The following is a 25759-nucleotide window of genomic DNA, read 5'->3' on the forward strand; positions in this document are numbered from 1 at the left end:
TTCTTTTGTTTAAAAGGTTAAGGTGAATTCTGTCCCCTTGTTTACTTCGCTTTCAATGCTTATTGTGCCGCCTAATGATTCTATTTGAGATTTTACTAAATAGAGTCCTAATCCTTTGCTATCAGGATAATCATGGAATCTTTGATATAAACCAAAAATATGTTCTGAATTTCGTTTAAGGTCAATTCCTATACCATTGTCTTTAAATTTTAATATGGTCGAATTGTTTATTTTTTTAATTGTAATTGAAATTTTTAACTTTTTTGTTTCCGATTTGTATTTAATAGAATTCGTTAACAAGTTGATCAAAATGCTTTCAAGGTACGCTTTATTGGTGTAAATTGTATCTGCTTCGTCAAAATTTAGTTTGAGTATGGGTTTTGATTGCTCAATTTGAAATTTGAGTTGACTAAAAACATGTTCTACAACTTCATTGATTGTTACGTTTTCTTTTTGAATGGATATTTTGTCTTTGATTACGATGATTTTTACTAAATCATTTATAGTTTCGTTTAAAAGATGTGTCGATTTTTTAAAACCATTAATTATTTCTAGTAGTTCAGAGTCGTTAATAGGGATGTCTTCGATTAAATTTAAAAGCCCTATAAGATTTGACAATGGAGCTCTAAGATTATGAGAGGTTATGTATGAAAATTGTTTTAAATCCTTATTGTTTTGTGTTAATTCTCGAATTAGTTGCTCTTTTTCCTTTTCTTGTTTTCTTTCCTCGGTTACATCTTTTTGAATAGAAATCCAATGGGAGAGTTCGTTGTCTGAGTTATAAATTGGAATCATAGAAAAGCGCACCCAATATTCTTCTTTATTCTTCTTTTTGGTTAAAGTTTCTATCTGACATTCTCTTTTTTCTTCAATTGCAGCAATGAATTTTTCATATTCATGACTATCTAGCTCTTCAGTATTGAAGGGGTTGAATGGTTTTGATAATACTTTTTTCGACTTGTAGCCAGTCATGGCGCAAAAAGCATTGTTTACATATATTATATTTGGGAATGTTTCGCTGTTGGAATCTGATTTGGTAATTACAACTGCATCTTTGGTTTGTGTTACAACGGTTTCTAATAATTTAAGATTTTCTTCTTCCTTTTTTTGTTTGGTTATGTCTTGAATGGCTCCAATCATTCTAAGTGCTCTCCCTTTTTTGTCTTTTAATAGAAAGCCTCTATCTAGTACATATTTATAGGTGTTGTCAGCACATCTAAAACGGTATTGGTCTTGCCATTTTTCTGATTTTTGTTCAATAAATGAATAGAGTTTTACCGACATTTTTATACTGTCTTCAGGATGAATTTTATCGAACCACCACGCAGAATTATTGCCAACCTCTTCCTGTGTGTAGCCAAAAATAGTTTCAATTCCTTTGTTCCAAGTTATTGTATCATCTTGTATTTTCCAGTCCCAAATAGTGTCACTAGTGGCTTTTGATACAATATCGTATTTCTCGTTAGATTCTTTTATTTCGTTATTGTTGGATTTTATTTTTTCTAAAATTCTACTATTGCGTTTTTCGTTTTTGGATAAAATATATCGAAATAATAAACCTACAAATAAGATAAAAATAACATCTTTGATAAGGTTGTAATAGTAAGGATTTTCAAGTTGAAGATTGTTTGAGAATTTATGCCAAAGTATGGCCATGAATATGGAGAAAAGAATGAAAATACTAATTATTTGGTTGGTTTTACTTCTCATCAATCAAATATAAATAATTTATTTGTTAGAATTTTAAATTTCTGTTATAAAACTTTGTCTCTTAAAATTGATAAATAATGAACTACTTGTTATTCATTGTTTTAGGAAACCGTGTTGGAAAGTTTTTTATATGAAAATAAAGTGTACCTTTGCAGCCATTAAAAATCACAGATGGAATCTATTAGAAACATTGCAATTATTGCCCACGTCGATCACGGTAAAACCACTTTGGTTGATAAAATTATGTATCACTGTCAATTATTTCGTGACAACGAAAATACAGGTGATTTAATTCTTGATAACAACGATTTAGAGCGTGAGAGAGGTATTACTATTACTTCTAAAAACGTTTCAGTTCAATATAAAGGAACAAAAATCAATATTATCGATACTCCTGGTCACGCCGATTTTGGAGGTGAAGTAGAACGTGTATTGAACATGGCCGATGGTGTATGTTTACTAGTGGATGCTTTTGAAGGTCCAATGCCACAAACTCGTTTTGTATTACAAAAAGCGATTGACTTAGGTCTAAAGCCTTGTGTAGTTATCAATAAAGTAGATAAAGAAAACTGTACTCCTGAAGAAGTTCACGAAAAAGTTTTTGACTTAATGTTTGAATTAGGAGCACAAGAATGGCAATTAGATTTCCCAACAGTATATGGTTCTGCTAAGAACAACTGGATGTCTGATGATTGGAAAAATCAAACAGAAAACATCGAGCCTTTGTTGGATATGGTAATTGAAAATGTTCCTGCGCCAAAAGTGTCAGAAGGAAATCCACAAATGTTGATTACCTCTCTTGATTTTTCTGCTTTTACAGGTCGTATCGCTATTGGTCGTTTGGAAAGAGGTATTTTGAAAGAAGGGATGCCAATTTCTTTAGTAAAAAGAGATGGTTCTGTATCTAAATCTAAAATTAAAGAATTACACACTTTTGAAGGTCTTGGACGTAAAAAAGTAGAACAAGTAATTGCTGGAGATATTTGTGCAATTGTTGGTGTTGAAGGTTTTGAAATTGGTGATACTATCTCTGATTTTGAAAATCCTGAAGGATTAGCTTCTATTGCAATTGATGAACCTACAATGAGTATGTTGTTTACCATTAATGATTCTCCATTCTTTGGTAAAGAAGGTAAATTTGTAACTTCTCGTCATATTAGAGAGCGTTTAACAAAAGAATTAGAAAAAAACTTAGCAATGAAATTGGGTGAAACTGATTCAGCTGATAAGTTTATGGTTTTTGGTCGTGGTGTATTGCACTTATCTGTTCTTATTGAAACCATGAGAAGAGAAGGATACGAATTACAAATTGGTCAACCACAAGTAATCATCAAAGAAATTGATGGTAAAAAATGTGAACCAATTGAAGAGTTAACTATCGACTTACCAGAAAATCTTTCTGGAAGAGCTGTTGAATTTGTTACTTTGCGTAAAGGTGAAATGCTTTCTATGGAAACTAAAGGAGAGCGTATGATTATTAAATTTAATATTCCATCTCGTGGTATCATAGGATTACGTAACCAATTGCTTACTGCTACTGCTGGTGAGGCTATTATGGCACACCGTTTTATCGGATATGAGCCTTACAAAGGTGAAATTGCTGGACGTAACAAAGGTTCATTGATCTCTATGGAAAAAGGAAAAGCTATTCCTTATTCTATCGATAAATTACAAGATCGTGGTAAGTTTTTCGTTGAGCCAAATGCTGAAATCTACGAAGGACAAGTTATTGGAGAAAACTCTCGTGGAGATGATATGTGTATAAACGTAACTAAAGAGAAAAAACAATCTAACGTACGTTCTTCTGGAAATGATGATAAAGCTAGAATTATTCCTCCAATTATCTTTTCATTGGAAGAAGCTTTAGAGTACATTCAAAAAGATGAATATGTTGAGGTTACTCCAAAATCTATTCGTTTGAGAAAAATCTATTTAACAGAAACAGATAGAAAAAGATTTAAAGTTTAATTTTTTTAAATCTCAAAATAGTAAATCCCAAATTCCAAAGTAATGGAGTTTGGGATTTTTTTATGGTGTTTCCCGCAAGAAAAATGCGGGTCGGGCTATCCGCTATATCTTTTTAGGGCTAGAAAAAAGCCCCAAAAAGGATGCCGCTCCTATCCCTAACACAATATTGATACCATTAGAAATTATAGCTTATCATTCATTTTAATTGTAATTTTTGAGTCAGCAACAAGAGAAAACTTTGCATCCTCATATTTTGGTGGACCCATAAATCCTTTAGCATTGTTCGAACAAGCTACAGCTTCTTTTGGCATTCCGATGAAGTTTTTATCCAATTTTCCATTATTGTTTTCGTCGTGATATACCATAACAGTGTATTCGGATTTGGGTAAATCACTAAAAACAACAATAGCCGAATTGGATTTGATAGTTGAAGAAGTGGTTTTAAAAACACTTTTTAAAAACTTTCCTTTCGAGTTGTAGACTTCGACGGTAAGTTTTCCGGTATTGTTTTTTATACCTGTGACAGTAGCAGTAAGACTTGTGTTTTGAGAAAAAGCCATACTGCAAACGAATAAAAAGAGGATGATGAATCGGTACATTTTATGGATAATTATAGATTTGTTTATGAAAAGCTTTTTTATTCAAAAGTTAAATTTCCCCCATTCATTATTTGAGAATAGGAAATGGAATTCTTCGTGCTATTTTTTTCATTTAGTTTTATTGTATACTTTGAATTTCCAGATGATACAACGATTAGTTTTTTGTTGTCTTTTAAATGCAAAGTTGCCTTTTTTACTTGTGGCATCCCGAAAACAAATTCACCTGTTGCTGGATTTACAGGGTAAAAACCTAGTGTCGTTAATATGTACCAAGCGCTCATTTGACCACAATCATCATTACCTGTGATTCCATTTGGAGTGTTGTTGTAAAACTGATTATAAATCTGAGTGATTAATTTTCTTCCTTTTTCGGGTTCGTTTGAAAAAGCATACAAATACGAAATATGATGGCTTGGTTCATTGCCATGGGCGTATTGACCAATCATTCCTTCTTGACCAAGATGTTTGTTGTCTTTTTCTCCACTAAGAGTAAAAAAAGTATTCAATTGTTTGGTAAACTGTTCTTTTCCTCCTAATAATTGGGTAAGACCTACTACGTCATGTTGAGTAGAAGCCCAAGAGTATTGCCACGCATTAGCTTCGGTATAATCACCTGGATTGTTCATAGGGGAGGTCGGTTTCAAAGGTTCAAATGGCGTTCTCCAATTTCCATTCGTTTCTTTTCCTCGCATCAAGCCTGTGTTTTTATCAAATAGGTTTTTATAGTAGGAGGCTCTTTTGTAATAGGTTTCGGCAACTGCTTTATTGCCTAATTTCTCAGCTAATAATGCCACACAGTAATCGTCATAGCCACTTTCTAATGTGCGTGAAACAGCTTCGTTATCTATTTTATCAAAAGGATAATAGCCATATGTATTGTATAAATCCCAGTCGTTATTTGGATGGTTTTTGTTGGTTGTTTCAATCATAGCTTGCAGAGCTTCATTGGCATCAAATCCTTTGAATCCTTTATTGTAAGCATCGGTTATTATTGGAATGGCATGATTGCCAATCATACAATTGTTCTCTTGTCCCCAATCGGTCCAAATTGGTAAATAACCAGCAGCTTTATGATGCAAAAGCATAGTGTTTATAAAACCATTCACGCGTTCAGGCACCAAGATAGTATACAAAGGGTTGGCTGCTCTATAAGTATCCCACAAGGATAGCGTAGAGTAGTATTCTCCATTGGGGGCTTTTGCTATTTTATCATCTGCACCTCGATATTGACCATCAACATCAGCAATGTTGGAGGGTTGTGTAAATAAATGGTACAAAGAAGTATAAAATATTTGCTTTTGTTTTAGAGGTGCTTCAATTTCAATTTTAGACAAATAGTCGTTCCATTTTTCTTTGGCATTAGCCACCGTTTGTTCAAAATCCCAATGAGGTAATTCTGTTTTTAAATTGTTTTTGGCTCCTTCAATACTTACAGTCGAAAAGGCAATTTTGGCTTGTAGTGTCTTGTTTTTTAGCTCAAAATCAAGAATGTATCGAGGCGCTTTTTCTTTAGGTTTTTTGGGAAGTTCTGTTGCATTCAAAAATGAAGTATCAAAAGTGAGCGTGAAGAAGTATTTTCGTTCCACCCAGTTTTTGTTATGACAATAACCCGAAATAGTGTTGTTGTTTTCAATGCTAACTTTACTATCTAAAACCAAAGAATCGGTCAAAAAGCGCAACCCGTGTTGAATGTCAACTAATAATTTTGCCTTGTTTGTTGGGTAGACAAACTGATTAAAAGCAACTCGTTCAGTAGCGGTAAGGTTAACTTTTATACTGTCATTTAAGGTGACAGAATAAGTACCTGGGCTAGCTTTTTCAGTTTTTTTGTTATAACCCGTTTTGAAATTTTCGCCTTTGTTTTCTACAAAAGGAAGCAATAGTACATCCCCTAAATCATTAATTCCGGTTCCACTCAAATGGGTTTGGGAAAAGCCTAGAATTTCAGGATTCTTGTATTGATAGCCTGAGGTGTAATCCCAACCTATATCTACATTATCTGGACTTGGCTGTACCATTCCAAAAGGCAAACAGGCTCCCGGAAAAGTATGACCTGTTCCATCGGTTCCAATAAAAGGGTTGACAAATTGAGTAAAATCAGTCGCTTCTTCCTTTTTTGAACACCCTTGAAATAATACGATAGCAAACAGAATTAGTAGTGCCTTTTTCATATATGAAAATTTTATTTGTTAGAGGTCATATATGGTATCGCCTTTTACTTATCGGTGTTTGTTTGCAACAAACTTGTTGTCAGTGGCGATTTCATTATTCATTTTTTAACAGAAACAATAGTGGGATATCCAATCGCTTCGCCCAAGCTACTTCCGAATGGTTTTCTCCGGGTAAGAATTTGGTTTCCCAGTTTTTGTTGGTAAAACCTTTGGCTTTCATCACAACATCTACTTTTTGTTGTAGCGGTGGGTAAAGTGCATCCAAGGTTTGGTCGCCATAATCAAAGTAGATTTTATGGTTTTTAGGATTGGGAAGCTTCTTTTTGAGGTAATCTACAAAGGCATTTGGAATTGGATTATTGTCTGAAGAAAAAGTGCCTGGCCAATGTGTAGATAAACAGGCGGCACCTCCAAAAACTTTTGGATATTCACAAATAGCATACATCGAAATGAGTCCACCCATACTTGAGCCAGCAACAAAAGTATTTTTTTGGTCCTTTTTTGTAGAGAATGTCTTGTCGATAAAGGGTTTTACCTCGGTAACTAAAAACTGAAGGTACAAATCAGAATACGGTTTAAAAATGTCCTTGGTTCTACCTGCTTTTTGTAATTGAGCTGTTACGGTGTCTCTTTGAATTTGGGTCAAACTTTCATAAGGCTTCTGAGGGAAATATTCTGGGTGGCGTTTTGGGCCGTTGTTCCAAATGCCTACGACAATAAATTTTTGAGTTTTCCTTTCGGCAATTAATTTTCCTGCCACTTCATCTATTTCCCAAGCTTGTTTGTTCCAAGTACTTTGTGCATCGTATAACGCTTGACCATCATGCATATACAAAACGGCATATTTTTCTTTCTCAGAATAGCCATCGGGCAGCCAAACATCAATGTTTCGGGCATCAATTAGTTTTGATTTGAAATTTTCAAAACGCTGTACTTTGCCTGAAGTGACTTGTACTTGTGCTGTTGCGGCAAACATTAAAAAGAGAACCAAGAAAATGGTGAGCTGTTTTTTCATTGCTATGCTATTTAATTTCTAGAATCAAGGCCGATTTTGGGTCTACTTCTAGTGTTCCATTCACATTTATTTCTTTACCTCTTAGTGCTTCTTTTGCATTGAAATTGGAAGGAATCATGTCTTGATAGGTTTTCATATCCAATGTGATTTTTTTATCGTTTTTATTCAAAATCACCATTATTTTTTGAGTATCGTTGTATCGGAAATAGACGTAAGCGTCATTTTTTTCGGGAGCATAATGTTTGAATTTTCCATTGTGAATAGCGGTGGCTGTTTTTCTCCAATTGAAAAGATGGGTAAAGAATTTTTGTGCCTCTACTTCTTCACTAGTTAGTCCTTTTCCAGTAACAGCATTTTTGGAATCTCCTTCCCAACCACCATAAAAATCGACCCTTCTGAACCCATCATTACCTGGTTTTTCTTGTCTGTACAATAATTCAGTGCCATAATACATTTGCGGAATTCCTCGCATAGTTGCATATAAGGTCATGGCTAATTTCCAATGGTCCAGATTGTGTTGTAATCTAGTATATATACGATCCATATCGTGATTGTCTGGGAAAATCAGCAAATTATTGGGGTTCGGAAATTGGTAATCTTGTCCCAAACCTCTGTATATTTCTTTCCATGTTGATTCCCAATCATTTTTATTGTTCAAGGCTTTTACCAAATTATCGGTTAGAGCAAAATCCATTAAGGATGGCAAGTAACATTGGTATCCATCTACATTTTTTTTGTCTTTTTGCCAATAAGCAGCGATTTCTGTGACATGTGTCATTTCTTCACCTACGATATTAAAGTTGGGATACTCTTCTAGAATGGTTTTGGTCCATTTGGCCAAGAAATCTTTATCAGCATACGAAAAGGTGTCTTCTCTAAATCCAGAAAGCCCAGCATATTCTACCCACCAAATGGTATTTTGAATTAAATAACTCGCCATCAATGGATTTTTTTGGTTTAAATCGGGCATAGTGGAATCAAACCATCCATCGGTATACCCTTTTTTATCTTGTTCAGTGGCATAAGGGTCCAAAAGTGTCGATTTCAAGTGATTGGTTCTTGTTTTGGTATCTGGAACATTAACCCAATCCTTCATTGGCATGTCTTTGATAAAATAATATTCTAAGCCACAATGATTTAAAACAACATCCCAAATCAAGCCTATGTTTCTTTTTTTAGCTTCTTGTACAAGTCTTTTAAAATCTTCATTGGTGCCGTAGCGAGGGTCAATTTTATAAAAATCAGTAGCAGCATAACCGTGATATGAATACTTTGGCATATTGTTTTCTGCAAGCGGCGTATTCCAAATTTGAGTATAACCAAGCGATTGAATGTAATCTAAGTTGATAATAATTCCTTGAATGTCACCACCGTGTCTTCCGCTTTCGTCAGCGCGATTGGCTTTTTCTAAACTACCTGACAGGTTATCGTTTTTGGGATTACCATTTGCAAAACGATCGGGCATGATTAAGAGTATAGCATCTTTTGGAGAGAAACTGGCTCGGTTCGCACTATTGTTTTCTCTTGCTAATAAAGGAAAATCTTTGGTAATGATGGTTTTTCCATTCTTCTTAAAGTCAATTTTAGCTTTTCCAACTTTAGTATCGGGAGCTATGTTTATCGTCACAAAAAGATAGTTGCGATTTTCGACTTTTTCCGTTTTTACAATATTCAAACCACTGTATGTTGTACTAGGTTCTAAATCTTGAATATTATCTCCGTAGACCAATAAAGTGATTTGATTGAGTTTCATTCCCACCCACCAATTTGCTGGCTCAATGCGTTGGATCTGTGCTTGAAAGGTAGTGGTGATAAGGATAAATAGAAAGGCTATTTTTTTCATAAATGCAATTTTTTAAAAGGAAACTTGTCTTAAAATGGTTTTTCCAAAAGGAATAAGAGTCACTTTTTCAGTGGTTTGGGTACTGTTGTTTTTTAAAGTTACCTCTATTTTACCATTTTTAAATTTAGCATTATTTTCCTCAATAAAGGAGTAACTTAACTTTTCTTTAGGAGCATATTCTACATCATAAAAACCAGTTTTGTACTGTCTCCCTTTTATTTCTTCGGCTTGAATGGGTAGCGCAAAAACTTGAGCGCCATAGGTGAAATATTTTTCGTTGTTGTCGTCCTTTTTGACAATGATTGCTGCTTCGAATTCTAGCGTAATCTCCTCTTTTTGTTTATTGTTTTCTTCAAAAAGTACAAATCCGTGAATCTCTTTGTATGGCTTTGATGCGATTATTTTAGTTGCCCAATTAGGTTTTCTGATTTTTAGATTAAATTTTGCCTTTTTGGGATTAGTTATCCTAAATGTAAACTGGTTTTCAAATGGATATTGGGTGATCTCTTCAATTTGAACGGGTTTGTTTTCTATGGTTGATTTTACAGTTGAAGGACCAAGTAAGCTGGCAACAAGTGTATTATTATCTTCCAATAACCACGATTTTTCTAGGAAATAAGGTGTAATTCTACCAGCATTTGGATTACAACAAACTGCTACATCTTGATGCGCTGGTGAGTATTTGTATCGGGTTTGTTTTCTATCGGGTTCAGTTTCTCCATTTTTAGTACCCATCATTTCAAAGGAGTTATCAGTCTTAAGATACGCTATGCAGGAATGTTTTGGATCTCGACTCCCTTGTGCAGCATTATAAAATATAGTTTCAATTTCATCTCCGAGTTTTGCTTCTCCATTTTTTTGTAGCAAGACGCTATAGCTGTCCAAAAGTTCGTGAATAGAGCAATATTCATAACCTGTATGTGTTGCATTGGCTTTTCTTTCAGCTATCCATTCATCACCTATTGGTCCTCCTGTGGAGGTGGTAACTTCTCTGATGCGTTGTAAAAACAAAATAAGAGCTTGTTCCATTTCAGGATTGTTTTTGGCATAAGTAGCCACAATAAGAGGGCGTAAATGTTCAAATGTATGAACGCCGTGCGACTGCAGTTTGTAATTTGGATTTAAAATGTTTTGTAATTGTGCATCTTTTTCAGATTGATAGGTTTTTGAGTAATCCAAGTACAAGAACAATGCATAATCTAGGTATTTTTGTTCTTTGGTGATTTGGTACATTTTGTCTAAAACATCTGTAAATGTTAAGCCGTGAGAGACTCCACCATTGAATTTTTCCCCTGAACTAAACGGACTTGACGCGTTTATGGGATAATTTTGCATTACGTTATCGACAGCTTTTACCAAAGATTTCCAAACTTTAGGATCTTTGGAATAGTCATAATAGGCTAATAAACCGCGATACAAAGTGGCTTTGGCCCATAATTCTCCGTTTTCTGAATTGAACTTGTAACGTAGTTCAGGATCGTAGATTCCAAGATAGCCATCAGCATCTTGTGTGGCTAAGATTTCGTTAATATGTTTTTTTACTTTTTGTAAAGCCTTGGTATCATTCAGCAAAATGGCATTTCTAATGTAGCCATCCCACCAATTGGATTGCGTCTCACTATTCCACCATTTGTATTGATCATCTCCTTCGGCATCTCCCTCTTTTTGATTGCCCAAATCTTTTGCTTTGCTGTGTTTTTGCAATCTGCCTTTTCCGTATATGGGATCATTAATCAAATCGGGAACTAATTCATCAAGATGACCAACGAAACCTTGCATATCTTTTTCCATTTGATTTTTTATCCAGCCCGAAGGTGTAATGCTTCCAAAAGGAAGTGCCGTGTAATGTTCCTGTTTTTTTTGTTGTGCATTCATAGTGCTAAAAAATAATAAGGCAATAAGAATATAATAGTTTTTCATAATCTTGAATTTGATGTTTTTGAAGCAATAAATTTTACTTTTTGAGATAAAAAATACTAGATTTATCAAAATTAGTGGAATAAAAGGTTTGTAATTAATCCTATTTCATTCAATTATGATACTATATTGAATTTATGTGATTATATTTGATGTGTAAATGAATGGTATTGTGTTATGAAGCCAATTTTAGAACAAATTAGATTGCAGCAACCCAATGCTACTTTTTATAGCTATCGTTTTGAAGTTCCCTTTTTTGAATTCAAATGGCATTATCATCCCGAATATGAATTGACTTATATTGTCAAAGGCAATGGATTTCGATTAGTAGGGAATAGCTATGCATCTTTTACGGATGGGGATTTGGTTTTGATTGGTCCTAATTTGCCTCATACTTGGGTAGGAAAATCTAAAGATGATACATTATTTGAAGCAGTTGTGTTACAGTTTTCTTCCTCATTTATAGCTTCTTTTTTAGGTTTTGAAGAGAGTGATGCTTTGCAAAAAATATTGAATACCGCTCAAAAAGGACTTTTTTTTACTTCTGCTAACGAGGAAATTAAAAGTTTGATGATTCAACTTACGGAGGCCAACGGTTTTGATCGTATTCTTTCTTTTTTGTCAGTAATGAACCAATTGAGTACTATGGAATCTTTTCCATTGGCAACAGAAAATTTTGTGTCCTTACATTCTTTAGAAACAGAAAAGAGAATTAATAAAGTTTGTGGTTATTTGGAACAAAACCTTACCACTAAAATTACTTTGAGTGAGTTGGCGAATTTGATTTCACTTTCGGAAAGTAATTTTTGTAAGTTCTTTAAAAAAGCTACAGGTAAAACTTTCTCAGATTATTTGAATGATATTCGGATACAAGAAAGTTGCCAAATTTTATTGAAAACAGATTTGGATATCAATCAGATTGCTATGCAATGCGGCTATGAGTCTTTGAGTTATTTCAACCGAATATTTTTAAAGAAAAAAGGTTTGACGCCGAGACAATTCAGACAGTCAAACCTTTTATGAACTAGCGTTTCAGTGCAAAATGGCCTTTAATTTCTCTACCATCTTCTAATACGACTGTGTACCAATAGTCATCTGAGGGAAGAGCTTGACCATTAAAGGTTCCGTCCCAACCATTACTGTTAGGGAAAATTTGTTTGAGCAATTTACCATATCGATCAAAAATACGAATCACTGATTTTGAGTTGGCGGCAGTATTGGTTCCTTTAACATTCCAGTAATCGTTGTATCCATCTCCGTTTGGGGTGAAGAATTTGGGGAAGTTTATTATTATAATTTCTTTTTTTACACTTCCACATCCATCTAAATTTTCTATGATTAATTCGTGAATACCGCCAGGAACATTTTGAAAAAATGGAGTATTTTGAAAAGGTAATATGTTTCCTCCTTCAAGTTGTATACTGTAGCGGTATTTTTGAGGGTCATTTAAAGTCACAACTACATTATTCGAATTTTCAGTTTCATCAATCGTGATGTTATCAATTTTTGCTAATGAAGAATAGAGTACTTCATAAGTAATTGTTGATGAACAGCCAGATAAATTAGTTAAAGTTAACGTATAAATGCCAGTTTTTTTTGTTTCTATTGTTGGGGAGGTTTCTTTAGTTGACCATAGATAACTATAGTTATTAGCTTCATTCAAATTTACTATTCCAGTACCTAAAGCCACCAGATTAGGATTATTTTTGCATATATATACTGTTTCGCTGGCTTTTATTTTTGGAACAGCCATTGTACTAATTGTAATCTTTCCCGATCCATAACATTTTGAATCATTTTCAGCTCTAATGAATAATGTTGTATTTGTTGATAGAAAATCACCATTTAATGGATTGGTTCTAAGTTGAAAATCTTTGTTATTTTGATATAAAAAGAGAACAACACTAGCAGGAAGATTTAATTCTTTTTTTATATGTTCCTTGATGTTATTTATATTAAAGTTTGCTTTATCCTCAGATAAAGTACAGGAATAGAAGGGAGAGGGAAGGAGTTCAATGTTTTTGTCAACATGTAAAATGATACTACCAAGGCTGTAACAGTTTGAATTGGGTTGTGTTACTTTTGCAATTAGTATTTCATCTTGCTGTGTATTTTTATAGTCGTTTGGAAGAGCATTTATATTTTGAGAATCGGCTATTGCTTCAGTCGTCGAATGATAAAAATAAACTTCGTAGTCATTATTATTTAGAGTTAATTCATAGTTTGCAGAAGATAAGCTAAATGTAGTTTTTTCATCCTCAGGGAATTCATCATTACTATCACATTCTGCTAATACAATTGGTTTTGCCGAGATAATTGGTGATTCGTATATAGTAACTTTTTTTTCTAATGGCTCTCTTTGTTCACCATTTATTATTTTAGTTAGCTTCACATTATAAACCCCTGCATTTTTATAAATATGATAGGCATTAGTATCAGAGGAAGTCGATCCGTCTCCAAAATCCCAAATGACTTGATCTACTTTTTCATTTGTATTAAAATAAAAAAGGGTGTTATCTCCAAAGCAGTTGAATTCATAGTTGAAAGAGTAAAGAAATAATGAAGTGATAAATGGAGGTAACCCCAATCTTACTCTTGTTGGAACTTTTAAGCTTATGGCATCTTGTATGTAATTGCAATTTGATCCATCGGCTTCAGGATTATTTATCACGGATAGTTTATCATAGCTATCGGTTAAAATAGGATACCCTGAGCGATAAATTTTTTCGTCAATTCCTAATTGAAGGGCACCTGCAACATAGGATGAGTTTATAATAGCTTTTTTTGAATTAACAATGTTTGAACTTTTTAGATCAAATTGGTACAATGTGCTCCCAAGTACTACTCCTTGTGCATCAAAATTGTTGGTTGTTATATATAATTTTTTTGATTTAGCTGAAAACTCAACACCATAAGGATTTATATTACTTATTAGTGTAATGTTGTTGTTTATTTGCCCAGTTGTTGAATCGAAGTCATATAAAACAACATTGCCTGTGTCTCTCTTTATTTCACCTTTTGGTCCAGTTTCATTAGTGTTTTTGATAGAAGAATTGGCTATTGCAATTTTTTTTCCATTGGGAGAGGCTTTTAAATATCCAATAGCATTAGTTATATAACCTCCAGTTGGGACTAGGTTTGTTGTGCTTTTTATTGGGTTTTTAATAACTCCTGATGCACTAATTTTAAAGGCATAAAAATTATTTTTGAAATGTGTAACAATCCAAAAGGATTCTCCATCTCCATGTTGAACTGCTGTGATTTTTTCGGAGCATTTATATTTTACTTCTTCAGGATCATTTACATTATAAGTGATTAAAGGAATGTTTTTTTCTGAAATTACAATATCTCCATTACCATTGTCTAGTCTGGTATCAACCAAAGAATAATTTAATCCATTGTTGGGAGGATCTTCATCGTTCAATGTAGTATCGTCTGTGTTTTTTGGATTCGGTTCGTCAACGGTAAAAATGTAATATTGAAACTTATTTTTTGGCTTTGGAATAATGATAGCGGATTGCGTACTAGATCTATGTCCTAATAACCCATTCCCATTAGGCATGACTTGATGTTGCTTGTTGTATACTAAAGAGCCATCAGTGTAAAAAAGAATGTTTCCATTATTATCTGAAATGGAAGTGCATCCTTCATTTGTAAACAACTTTCCATTAGTAATAGAAACGGGTGAGCCTGAATTAAAATCAATTCCAGCAAAATTTCCAAAATACCAAACCGCCGCCTCTTTTTGAGCAAATGTAGTTTGGTTAACGAGTAACAATAGAAAGATTATATATTTTATTTTCATAATTTATTAAAGATAGTAAAAAGGTTTGACGCCTAGACAATTCAGACAGTCAAACCTTTTATGAACTAGCGTTTCAGTGCAAAATGGCCTTTAATTTCTCGACCATCTTCGAGTACGACTGTGTACCAATAATCATCTGAGGGAAGAGCTTGACCATTAAAGGTTCCGTCCCAACCATTACTGTTAGGGAAAATTTGTTTGAGTAATTTACCGTATCGATCAAAAATACGAATCACAGATTTTGAGTTGGCGGCAGTATTGGTTCCTTTTACGTTCCAGTAATCGTTGTATCCATCTCCGTTTGGGGTGAAGTATTTGGGAGCACCTACAACAGCGACTTCTTTGCTCACAATTCCACATCCATTTTTATCATTTACATAGATTGTGTGAATTCCAGAAGGAATGTTTTCAAACACATTCGAAGAAATAAAAGGACCTGTAGCATCATCCAAACTGTATTCATAATCTCCTTGGCCACTAACATTGATTGTAACTTTGTTTACATCGGTCAAATCAACAATTTCAACAGATTCGATTTTGGCAATGTCGGAGGCGGTTACTTTTATTGTTCTTGTTCTACTACATCCTTGTGCTGTTGCTACTTCAACAGTATAAATTCCCTCGCTAGTAACATCTAAAGTGTAACCAGTTTGTCCTGATAGTACAGCTCCGTCTTTTTTCCAAATATAGGTGTAATTTGATATTGGACTTCCATCATTAATTCCAGCGTTGAGTTGTACCGAGAAGGTCGGTAAATTTGTACATACCAAGGCATCTTCAGATCCATCGGTATTCAAATTAATATTTGGCAATGGATTTACCACAAAGGAGAGTAAGGTTTCTTCAATGCAGGTTGTGTTTTTTGGGTTTTCAACTGTTGCTCTAACATTTTGAGTAGCGGTTGTAAAAGGATTAGGCAACGGACTTGGCAATGTATTATTGTTAGCATCAAAATAGCGAACGATCATTCCAGTTTGCCCATTTAATAATTGGCTTTCTATAGTGCTGGTATCAAACGTATTTAGTCCATCGGTATCACTCGGGTTGGCATCATCACAAGCAGCAGGAATAGTTACTGCATTGGCTACGGGATGAAAATCTACGATAAATTTGATGGTTGTTTCGTCATAACAAGGAACACCATTGTTTGTGTTAGTAATGGTATTGGTCACTCGAGCTTTTATGGTTTGTGATTTAGTCGAAAAATTGGATGGAAACGGACTAGGCAACGGATTGTTGTTCTCATCAAAATAGGTAACCGCAACGTTGGTTTGTCCTTTTAATAGATCAGCTTGTAAGGTGGCCGTATTGAATGTGAAAATACCATCATTGCTAATTTCATCACATTCTTTGTAATCTATAATTGGATTTGCAACAGGTAATTTTTCAACGGTTAGTGTTACATAATTTCCTAAACCAAAGCAAGCGTTGTCTAGATTAGAATCCACTCTTACATAAATAGGGTGTTGATTTGCTATGGTATTTCTATAAGATGTAGTATTTGTGATTTCGTTAGTTTCAGCTAAAGCATCAGCTTGTGTAGGGAAATATTTTATAGTGTAAGCTGTAGATGGGGAAGGTAACAATGCTTGAATATCATTAGTAACGCTACTAAAATTAAAGGCGGCTATTCCGTCTTTATCGTCGTTTGCAGCATCCACATAATCATCACAAACCGTAAAATTACGTTGAAAAGTTGCTGGAATTTGTGTAGCAGAAACGATTAATTTTATCTCACTTGTATTAAAGCATCCATTGGCGTTTTCAACTCTTGTCCAAACGCTTCCTATACCACTGGTATATTTGGTTGGGTCAGCAATTTTTGTTGCCGCATCATTGTTTGTAGCTCCAGCAGCAGTTTTGAAATAGGTAAACGTTTCGTTTAGATAATTTGTACTAATGAAACTATTTTTTTCGGTGAGATTAAAATCAGAGATACCGTCAATGTTATCATCACATTGTTTCAACGTGATACTTGAAGCGACAGTTGGTAGTGCTAATGTGGTTAATATTGCCGCTGTAGAAGTTAATCCACAAGAGTTTCCTACTCTGTTTAATTGCACACGATAGCTGTAGCCATTCATAACCACTGAAATAGCATTGACTTGTAGTGTTTTAGTTGTAACGCCAGCATAGTTTGCGTTATTTGCTAGTGCGGTCCAAATTGTTCCATCAGTACTCATTTCCCATTGAAAACTGTCTGCATTAGAGACTACGTCAAAAGTTGTACTTTGCAATAAACATTGTGATTTGTTGCTAGGCTGTGTAGTAATGGCAATGGGAGCTCCAATAGTATAATTGGCATTTGGAGTAGTATATCCAGTACCCGATGTAACAATCCCTTTGTCATTTACAGTGACTGGACTATTTCCTAATAATCCATCTGCGTCAGCATCCTGGAACCCAGCTTCGATGACGTCTTTACAACCATCATCATCGCTATCTAATTCAAAATAGTTGAAATTACCATCTGCATCAGAATCCGCTATGGTATACTTTAATTTTCCACTATCTGGGCTGGTTTCTAAACTGTCTAATAAACCATTCAAGCCAACATTTCCTTCTACTTTGCCATCTTTGTTAGCATCGGAGGCGTTGTGACCTGCTTCATCAAGGTCAAAAATACCATCATTGTCGCTATCAAGGTCTAAGTAGTCATATCCAGTGTAACTAATAGTTGCATCAGTATCAAAATTAATGGGTTGTAATCCAGGTTCAAAGGCATCATCCAAACCGTCTTTATTGGTATCTATACCAGAGAATGATTTGAATCCTTTTCCTTGTGCTTCAATACTATCAGGAATTCCATCATTGTCGCTATCAATGTCTAATGCGTTCGCAATACCATCTGCATCAGAGTCATTTTCTATATTTTGGCCTAGCATAAATGCTGCACGATTGCTAGTTGTTTCCGAAAGGTTGTAATGTTTAAATGTTAAGGCTGTAATTTTGTATCCTTGAATTTTGAAGCGTGCACCACCTTGGGGAATAGGTGTAGTGCTTTTAAATCGAAAACGAATTTCAAAAGAAGTAAATTCTTTTACACCACTTTCGTAAATTCCATCAAAATTCGTATCAATTAAGACATCATCGAATGGATTGGTAATAGTCAGCGTCTGATTCGTTGGTGCACTAACTACGAAATCTCCATCCCCATTGGCTAAATCTCCAACAGGTGTAGTTTGAGAAGTGCCATCAATTATGTATTGAAAAGTAATGGTTTCAGGTTTTTTGAAGGTCAAAGTATAGCTATTTGGAGTGTTTTTAACTGCAGGTACTTCAGAAACAAATCCATAAAAAGGATAACCAGAAATCGTTCCTGGGCCTGTAATAGTTCCATCATAATCACTTGATGCTAAAGGTGTACTTTGGTTAAGCAACGTAGTATTGCTTTCGGTATTGTTTAAGATGCCGTCATTGTCCCAGTCAATATCAATGTTGTTGTTGGTACCATCATTGTCATCGTCTTTGGCACAATCGCTAACAGGGATTTTATCCGAAAAGACATCACTCAAGCAACCAGAAATACTTCCTCTAACTTGATAATAACCAGGAGTAGTAGGGGTGTAGGTGTTGGTAGTAGCCAACGGAATAGCTACATCATCTTTGTACCATTGAAACGTATCATAAGCCGATAAACTACTAATTTTTAAAACAACATTAGGAATGCAAGATGAGGTTCCAACAGCAATTTTATCCGATACAATCTCTGGTTTTACATCAAAACCAGAATAGTAACCTCCATAGGTTGCTGCTCCATTTGTAGCAAAATAAGAAACATACACTTGTTTGGTCGATTTTACAGCTATGTTTCCGTTTAGTCCAGAAACAGTGTATTTTACAAAGTTTGGATTTCCAGTGATAGTTTGAGGACTGCTTCCAATTGGACTGTTATTAATTAAAACGGTCGCCCCAGTTTCAGTAATTATATTCAATCCACCATCATAAAAAATATTTCCAATTTCTTGAATATTAGGAATATTATCCACCACGTTTGGTGTAGAACAATTCAAAGGCGGAACAAAAAACATATTTTGATTGGCTGGCGAAGCTGTTCCTCCAATACTTTGATAAGCAAATACTTTTTCAGAAGTGGTCACAAACATACTGCCATTGATAAAATTGGTACCATCAATCGCTACATACTCTCCTTTGTTCAAGGTTGCAAAAGGAGCTGTACCACCGTTAAGGAATATTTTGGTTTGGTCTGTATGTGCTACTAGTAAAACTCGCTCTAATTCGTCCGTTCCTTCTCCTTTGGCAAAAATGTACTCGGTTCCTGTGCGTTCAATGGGTACAATTTGATCAAATCCTACATCACGTCCTATTGGATTTCCAGCGCCGTTAACCACTGTACTGTTACTTCCACAAAACGAACCCGCGTTAACTGCCACCGCCTTATCTGATTCGACCAAGGCGCCAATCATTTTCGCACTATTTGAAGGTATACCCCCAGAACTATTGTTTTCTAAGGCCAAAACATAGCTTTCATTTTTGTTTAGCGTCACCGTTATTGGCCCATTAATCACGGTACCATCTGTCAAAATAGTTCCGATTGGCAAATTTGAGATCGTAACTTTTGTTCCGTTCTCAGTAGCTAAAATAGAAGCAAAATTCAATAAAGTAGTATCAAAAAGAGGATTCAACATCGCTCCCAAACGGAATGTTTTGCCCAAAGCACTATTCCCTTTTGAAACCATACCACCCGCGTGATTATAAGCATTAGAAGTGGTTCTTGCGGCATTTACACGAATATTGGCATACACCAAATCCTCAGCTTCAATTACATATCCTTTGTTTTGTACTTTTCCAATTACAGTTTTCGGAGTAAACAATTGCGTAAAATCTCCTGTGCCAATAAAATAGCGATACGGATTCAAATTATTTACCACACCTGAAATCACATTGCCACCATTCTCAATGATTTTAAAAGGAACATTTGTAGTATTTGGAGTAGAAATATAAATGTAATGATCTTCTACCACACCCGATTGCGCGGTAATAGGCGGTAAGTAATGCGTTTTACTAAACTGTGCTTGTGAGGTAACAACAAAAAATAGAAAAATAAAGGAAAAAAGGTTCTTCATAGGGTAGTTAAAAACAATGGTTTATGGTTTGCCAAATTGTATTTTTTTTAGAAGCAGTAACAATCGGCTTTATTAGGTAACATCGTCCCGTTATCCGCTGTATCTTTTCCTTTTTAAAGAAAAAAGAAAAAGGATGCCGCTACTACCGGGGCTAAAAACTAAGACATCGATTACTTGGTTATCACCAATACAATTGATTTTTAGATTTTAAAACCAAAAATAGGTTTAATAAGTGGATTAAAAAAGAGTACTAAAAAGAATTATTTATAAGTTTTTATGCAAACTCAAGGCATCTTTTTTTATGTTTTTTGCACGAAAAGCAATTTTTTTATAAAAGAGTGAAGAAATTATCGTTTTAAACTAAAATGTCCTTTGATGATTTTACCATCGGAAAAGATAAGTTGAAACCAATAATCATCCGAAGGCAAAAGTGCCCCATTAAAGGTACCGTTCCAGGAATCACCTGCAGTAGTTAATTCCTTAAGTAGTTTTCCATATCGGTCAAAAATTACGATTCTCGATTGTGGCAAAGTGTTTAAATTATTGATTTTCCAAGTATCATTAAAACCATCACCATTTGGGGTAAAAAAACGAGGATAGTCCAATACATAAATCAAATCACTAGTAGTGATACCACACCCATTTTTATCTCGGATACTAATGGTGTAACTACCGGGAGCTACATTGGTAAAAGTAGTGTTGTCTTGATAGCTTGTACCATCTAACGAAAATTCATAGTTTCCTATCCCTTTAGAATTTATTGTAATGTTATTTTTATTCCCAGCAAAATCTTTTACCACCGCACTCTCATAGATTGCTTTTTCAGAAGCTTTCACTATAAAAGTCTTTGTTTTTTTGCAACCTTTATCGTTAGTCACGACTACCGTGTAAGTGCCTACTTGTAGTACTGTAATTGCTGCAGTAGTAGCGCCAGTATTCCATTGGTAACTAGAAAAACCCGAATCTACACTCAGATTTAAGTTGCTTCCCGTACATAAAAAGGTAGTTTCTTCTTCAAAATTGATCGGATCAAAAGTGTTGACCACCAAGGTAACTGGTGTTATACCGTAACAATCTAAACCGTTTTTAATTCGAGCATAAATCGTTTGTTGCAAAGCTTGAGTATTGGTAAAAACAGGGCCTATTTTGTTCTTTTCTGCCAAAGCATCAGCAAGGGAAAGGTAGTACTCTACTGCCAAACCTGTGGGCAAACCATTTAATAGCAGTGGTGTTACAAGTGTTGCTAAATCAAACCTATACAATCCATCTTGCGTATCATCTTCGTCACAAACAGCAATCGGATTTGGACTTGGAACAACTGTGGTAGCCGTACTCAACGTAACTGTTGCAATTTTAGAACAACCGAAGTTAGAGCTAGCCTTCACATAAAGTATTTGATTTGGACTCGTATTATTGAAACTCGTTAAATTAGTTATAGCATTGGTCGAATTCTGAGCGTCAGTAAGGTTGCTGTGCCAAGAAGTTTTTGTAATGTTTGCATCATTGCTTTTTATGTTGGTGTCAGTGGTACTTAAATCATAAATGGTTAAACCATCTGCATCAATATCACATTGCACTACACTGCTGTTATTCAGAATCAAATCTGATGTGTACTCTATTTTAATTTCTTCAGAAATAATACAAGTTGGCGAAAATGCCACGTCTACTCTATAAGTTCCTGCTGAGGTAACTTGGTATGTTGGTTGATTTGCGCCTGTGATTCTTACTCCATTTCTAAACCATTCAAAAGAATTTGTTGCGGGTAAATTAGTGTTTAAAAGCAGTTGTCCTCCAAAACAAATCGGATTGTTGGTTGCCAACAAGCGATCCGGACCCAAATCGATTTTAGAGTTAAAACTTCCTGCTTCGATAAAAACTGCTGAGTCAAAAACTTCTTCTCGATCATCGGCAACTACTAATTTGATGTGATAGGTTTTTCCCGCTGTAACCTTGGTTTCGGCGGTCAATACTTTGGTTTGTCCAGCATAATTAATAGGACTATTAGAAGCATTATAACCATTGAAAAAGTTTTCGTTAATCGCAGGACAACCCGGTCTAACTCCGTTACTAGTATTAACTGGATTGATTAATGGGTGGACAATTTGGGATGAAACAGGAGTTGTAGTTCCTGGTAAAACAGCTAAATTTTTGTATGGGGTAGTACTTCCTTTCTCTTTAATTAAAAAAGCAAATCCATCGGAGAACTCACAAGGAAAGTAAGATTGATATTCATTAGAAGCAAACAAATAATTAAAACTTACATAATCCGTTAATGGCACAAAGTCAAATTCAATAACAGAAGCATTAATGCTCGAAATGCCAAGGACTGCATCTAAGTCTGCATCACCACCCCAATTTCTTGAACCACCACCTCTCTGATTATCGATGTAGGGACCAGGAACATTAGAACTGCTCGAAGTACTTAAAAATATCCCTTGTTTAAAAGGGAAAGAAGTGCCATTAAAATCAAAAAAACCTAAACTTTTTCTACTAGGCGTAAAGTTGTCGCCTGATTCACTAAAATCCGAAACTTGGGCACAAGAACTATTGACCAATACTTTTTCAACTAAATATTGGGTGCTAAACGTATCATCAACTTTAATATATTGTGCTTTTGCTTTTTGAAAATAACAAAAAAAAGCTAGTAAAAAAAGTAAGGATTTAATCTTCATAGTACAGCAAATATACTATAAATCACGCTTTTTTAAGATTTTGTAAGACAATAAATTAAGAATACAAACCCAAGCCAACACAATGAGAATAGTTGTAAAAGCTACTCCATAGTCTTTGGTGTTTTCAACGCCAATTTGACTTCCAATGATTTTTACTAACGATAATCTTGAAAAAGGTTCTACAATCAAATTCGACATGGATTCTAGTGGGAAAAATTGGGTAATATATCCCGCAATTGGGCTATCAGGAAAGATTTTGAAAGTTAAAATACCATTTGCGATTCCTTCAGCAATGGATAAAACCAATAAAAATCCTATAGCAAATGCAGAACGTTTTACTAAAATTCCAAGGAACAAACACAAAGAAAAGAATCCGGTTAGTTTTACAAAAAAGGCAAGGACGTATTCTAAATCAGAGAAAATGATGCTCGCCTCAGTGTACGAGGAGAAGCATAACCCCAAAATTAAACTCATTACAAAAACAAATACTGTCGAGGCTAAAGCAAAAGCAACTACAGTTAAAAATTTAGAAAGTACCAGTTCTTTTTTGCTCATTCCGTCGATGAGGTTTTGTTTCAGCGTGCCATAACTGTACTCATTGGCCATCATCGAAACAATGACGATCGCCAAAAAGAATTTTAAGATGGCCGCGATATAGGTATTAAAATGCCAAATAAATGGAAAGTTGAAAATTCCCATCTCGGCCAAATGAAACTTGAATACACCCAAATCAAATTTGATGGATGCAATTAAGGCAATGAAGGAAAGTAATATGAAATAAGTAAGCGTAAGGACTCTACTGGCTTTGTTGAGCCAGATTTTTTGTAATTCTATAGAGAGTAATCGTTTCATAATATATTTTTTTGGGAAGGTTAAGAGATAAAAAAACTATTTTTTGGTTAATTCTAAGAATTGCTCCTCCAAACTGTTTTTTCGTTTGACTAAATGGTTTAGCGCAATGCCATTTTGAAACAAATACTGATTCAAGTCCGAAGCTTTCAAGTCAGTTTTTAGATAGACTAATACTTTGTTTTCTTCTGCAGCAATTTTATCCACTGCTGGATGTGTAGCGAGTACAGTTTTAAGTGTACTATTGTCATCTGCTTCAAGTTCAAAAAAGCCTTCATTGGCAGCCATTCCGTCTACCAAACCTGCGTACAAAATTTCTCCTTTTCTCAAAACTACTACGTGCGAACATACTTTTTCTACTTCATCCAAAAGATGCGAAGCCAAAAGGATAGTGGTTCCTAAACTAGCTACTTTTTTTATGATGTCCCGAATTTGGTGAATTCCTTGTGGGTCGAGACCATTAGTGGGTTCGTCTAAAATTAAAATTTCGGGGTCGTTGAGTAAAGCTGAGGCAATGGCCAAACGTTGTTTCATCCCTAAAGAAAACGTACTGAATTTACTGTCTTTTCTCTCGATAAGTCCAACCAGTTCTAACTTTTCTTCTATTTTAGAATAATTGATGTTTTTAATTTTGCAAACCAGTTTGAGATTTTCGTATGCTGTCATATACGGATAAAAATTAGGACGCTCGATAATTGCTCCTACTTTTTTTAAGGCTTCATGTGTTTCTAGTGCTCCATCAAACCATTGGTATTCTCCTGAAGTAGCATTTACTACGTTGAGTGTAATTCCTAGTGTGGTTGATTTTCCACTTCCGTTAGGTCCTAAGATTCCGTAAACATTCCCTTTTTTGATTTCGAAAGAAACGTTTTTTAACGCTTGGATTCTTCCGTAGCGTTTGTTGAGGTTTTTGATGGTTAGTATCGTTTCCAAGTTTTTAGTTATTTAGTTTTATGTAGGACGAGTCAAATTGTAATTTGTTACTATTAAAATAGAAAATACTGTAAATTTGTAGAAAACATAGACCTATGAGCGAGCCATTAATGGTTTTTAAAAAACCGTCCTACCCAATAAACAAACCTTTAATGGAATACTTAGAACGATTTGAACGCATTTCTAAAGTTCCTATTTTTTATGATGATTTGTTGCGTTTTTCGGGTTCTATAAATGTATATGACAAAAATAACAATGACACCCTTTGGATTAGAGTGTATTATAACGAATTTGAACGCAAAGAAATTGATTTGACCTTGATGAAAATCTATTCTTTACTTCATTCTGATGGTAATTTGAATATCATCAAATTCCTTAATGTCGATTCCATTGATTATTGCACTTTTGGAAATTCGAAACCTTTTCGAGTGAAAGTGAGAAACATTCTTAATGATAACTACACCCATTTTTATATCAAAAAAGCCGATGCCTCTAGGGTGTATGGTTTAGAGTTTGAACACATTTTATCACCAGACAAAATCAATTTTTTGGTCTATAATGATACTTTGGTCGAGGAACACATTATGGGAATTCCTGGTGATGTGTTTATGAAAACGATTTTAAAAGATTGTACCGAAATGGCCAAAGCTCAAATTGCCAAAGAGTTCGTAAAATTCAATGAAAGATGTATGATTCGTCTTTTGGGAGACATGCGTGCTTATAATTATGTGATTGTACCCACACATGATTTTGATCAAGTAGTGTATAAAATTCGCGCAATAGATTTTGATCAACAGTGTTATGAAGGGAATTTTAAAGTCTATCGTCCTCAGTTTTTTAAAGAAAATTATCCAATGATTTTGTTGGTAAAAGACAAGCTTCAAGAAAGTTCTATAGAACAATATAAAAAGGAAGAGCGCTCTGCAATGGCCAAGAGAATCCAATCTTCTGAAAATAGAATAAAAAGATTAGTACAAATTATGTCTGGTGAAACTTTGGCTCCAGTTGAGCATTTGAACCAATTAAAAATGGAGTTGTATAATTACACTCATGATTTGAACTTCAAAAATGCAAAATCAATGGGGGGTATTATGACGGCGGCCTTTGATTTTATTACTCGCAATTTTAAAAACATGAATAGTATGCGAGCTGGCTTTTAAATGCTATTTTTACCTTTTTAATTCTATCTT

At 34.6% G+C, this 25759-nt stretch carries 14 protein-coding genes; 3 read left to right on the top strand and 11 right to left on the bottom strand.

Translation table 11 applies throughout. The annotated features are described in order from the left end of the window. Window positions 1-9 precede the first annotated feature (9 nt). A complete protein-coding gene (locus tag FLAVO9AF_RS06780) occupies window positions 10-1710 on the bottom strand; it encodes a BhlA/UviB family holin-like peptide (RefSeq protein WP_159686130.1) in 1701 nt (566 codons plus the stop codon). Between the two features lie 171 nt (window positions 1711-1881). Here FLAVO9AF_RS06780 and typA point away from each other — a divergent pair, with 171 nt between their 5' ends. Further along, on the top strand, window positions 1882-3678 hold the full coding sequence (gene typA / locus FLAVO9AF_RS06785; RefSeq protein ID WP_159686133.1) for a translational GTPase TypA: 1797 nt from the start codon (window positions 1882-1884) through the stop codon (window positions 3676-3678). A 182-nt stretch (window positions 3679-3860) separates the two neighbouring features. On the opposite strand, the gene FLAVO9AF_RS06790 is transcribed toward typA, so the two are convergent. The 5 genes from FLAVO9AF_RS06790 to FLAVO9AF_RS06810 all read right to left on the bottom strand — a co-directional run bounded on the left by FLAVO9AF_RS06790 (window position 3861) and on the right by FLAVO9AF_RS06810 (window position 11226). Next, window positions 3861-4277: a DUF2141 domain-containing protein gene (locus FLAVO9AF_RS06790; protein ID WP_159686137.1), complete on the bottom strand. Its 417-nt coding sequence runs from the start codon at window positions 4275-4277 to the stop codon at window positions 3861-3863. Between the two features lie 38 nt (window positions 4278-4315). After that, window positions 4316-6448 (bottom strand): GH92 family glycosyl hydrolase, encoded by a 2133-nt coding sequence (locus FLAVO9AF_RS06795; RefSeq protein ID WP_159686141.1) that lies wholly within the window; start codon window positions 6446-6448, stop codon window positions 4316-4318. Window positions 6449-6542: 94 nt separating this feature from the next. Beyond that, on the bottom strand, window positions 6543-7463 hold the full coding sequence (locus FLAVO9AF_RS06800) for an alpha/beta hydrolase (protein WP_159686145.1): 921 nt from the start codon (window positions 7461-7463) through the stop codon (window positions 6543-6545). A 7-nt stretch (window positions 7464-7470) separates the two neighbouring features. Then, entirely contained in the window at window positions 7471-9306 is a 1836-nt protein-coding gene (locus FLAVO9AF_RS06805; protein ID WP_159686150.1) for a glycoside hydrolase family 13 protein, read from the bottom strand. Window positions 9307-9318: 12 nt separating this feature from the next. After that, window positions 9319-11226: a beta-L-arabinofuranosidase domain-containing protein gene (locus FLAVO9AF_RS06810; RefSeq protein ID WP_159686153.1), complete on the bottom strand. Its 1908-nt coding sequence runs from the start codon at window positions 11224-11226 to the stop codon at window positions 9319-9321. Between the two features lie 174 nt (window positions 11227-11400). Between FLAVO9AF_RS06810 and FLAVO9AF_RS06815 the strand changes: the two genes are divergently transcribed. After that, window positions 11401-12246, top strand: coding sequence for an AraC family transcriptional regulator (locus tag FLAVO9AF_RS06815; protein ID WP_159686156.1), 846 nt, complete (start codon window positions 11401-11403; stop codon window positions 12244-12246). A 1-nt stretch (window position 12247) separates the two neighbouring features. Here FLAVO9AF_RS06815 and FLAVO9AF_RS06820 read toward each other — a convergent pair whose 3' ends face one another. The 5 genes from FLAVO9AF_RS06820 to FLAVO9AF_RS06840 form a co-directional block, all read right to left on the bottom strand. Beyond that, window positions 12248-15028 carry a T9SS type B sorting domain-containing protein gene (locus FLAVO9AF_RS06820; RefSeq protein ID WP_159686159.1) on the bottom strand — a complete coding sequence of 927 codons (2781 nt, stop codon included), beginning with the start codon at window positions 15026-15028 and terminating at the stop codon, window positions 12248-12250. A 65-nt stretch (window positions 15029-15093) separates the two neighbouring features. Further along, window positions 15094-20115: a T9SS type B sorting domain-containing protein gene (locus FLAVO9AF_RS06825; protein WP_159686162.1), complete on the bottom strand. Its 5022-nt coding sequence runs from the start codon at window positions 20113-20115 to the stop codon at window positions 15094-15096. 347 nt (window positions 20116-20462) lie between these two features. After that, window positions 20463-22787 carry a T9SS type B sorting domain-containing protein gene (locus FLAVO9AF_RS06830; protein WP_159686165.1) on the bottom strand — a complete coding sequence of 775 codons (2325 nt, stop codon included), beginning with the start codon at window positions 22785-22787 and terminating at the stop codon, window positions 20463-20465. A gap of 15 nt (window positions 22788-22802) precedes the next feature. After that, window positions 22803-23639 carry an ABC transporter permease gene (locus FLAVO9AF_RS06835; RefSeq protein WP_159686168.1) on the bottom strand — a complete coding sequence of 279 codons (837 nt, stop codon included), beginning with the start codon at window positions 23637-23639 and terminating at the stop codon, window positions 22803-22805. A 36-nt stretch (window positions 23640-23675) separates the two neighbouring features. Then, a complete protein-coding gene (locus FLAVO9AF_RS06840) occupies window positions 23676-24569 on the bottom strand; it encodes an ABC transporter ATP-binding protein (RefSeq protein WP_159686171.1) in 894 nt (297 codons plus the stop codon). A gap of 95 nt (window positions 24570-24664) precedes the next feature. Between FLAVO9AF_RS06840 and FLAVO9AF_RS06845 the strand changes: the two genes are divergently transcribed. Further along, complete coding sequence (locus FLAVO9AF_RS06845; protein ID WP_159686174.1) at window positions 24665-25729, top strand: hypothetical protein; 1065 nt, start codon at window positions 24665-24667, stop codon at window positions 25727-25729. Window positions 25730-25759 lie beyond the last annotated feature (30 nt).

The sequence above is a fragment of the Flavobacterium sp. 9R genome, assembly GCF_902506345.1.
Classification (GTDB): Bacteria; Bacteroidota; Bacteroidia; order Flavobacteriales; family Flavobacteriaceae; genus Flavobacterium.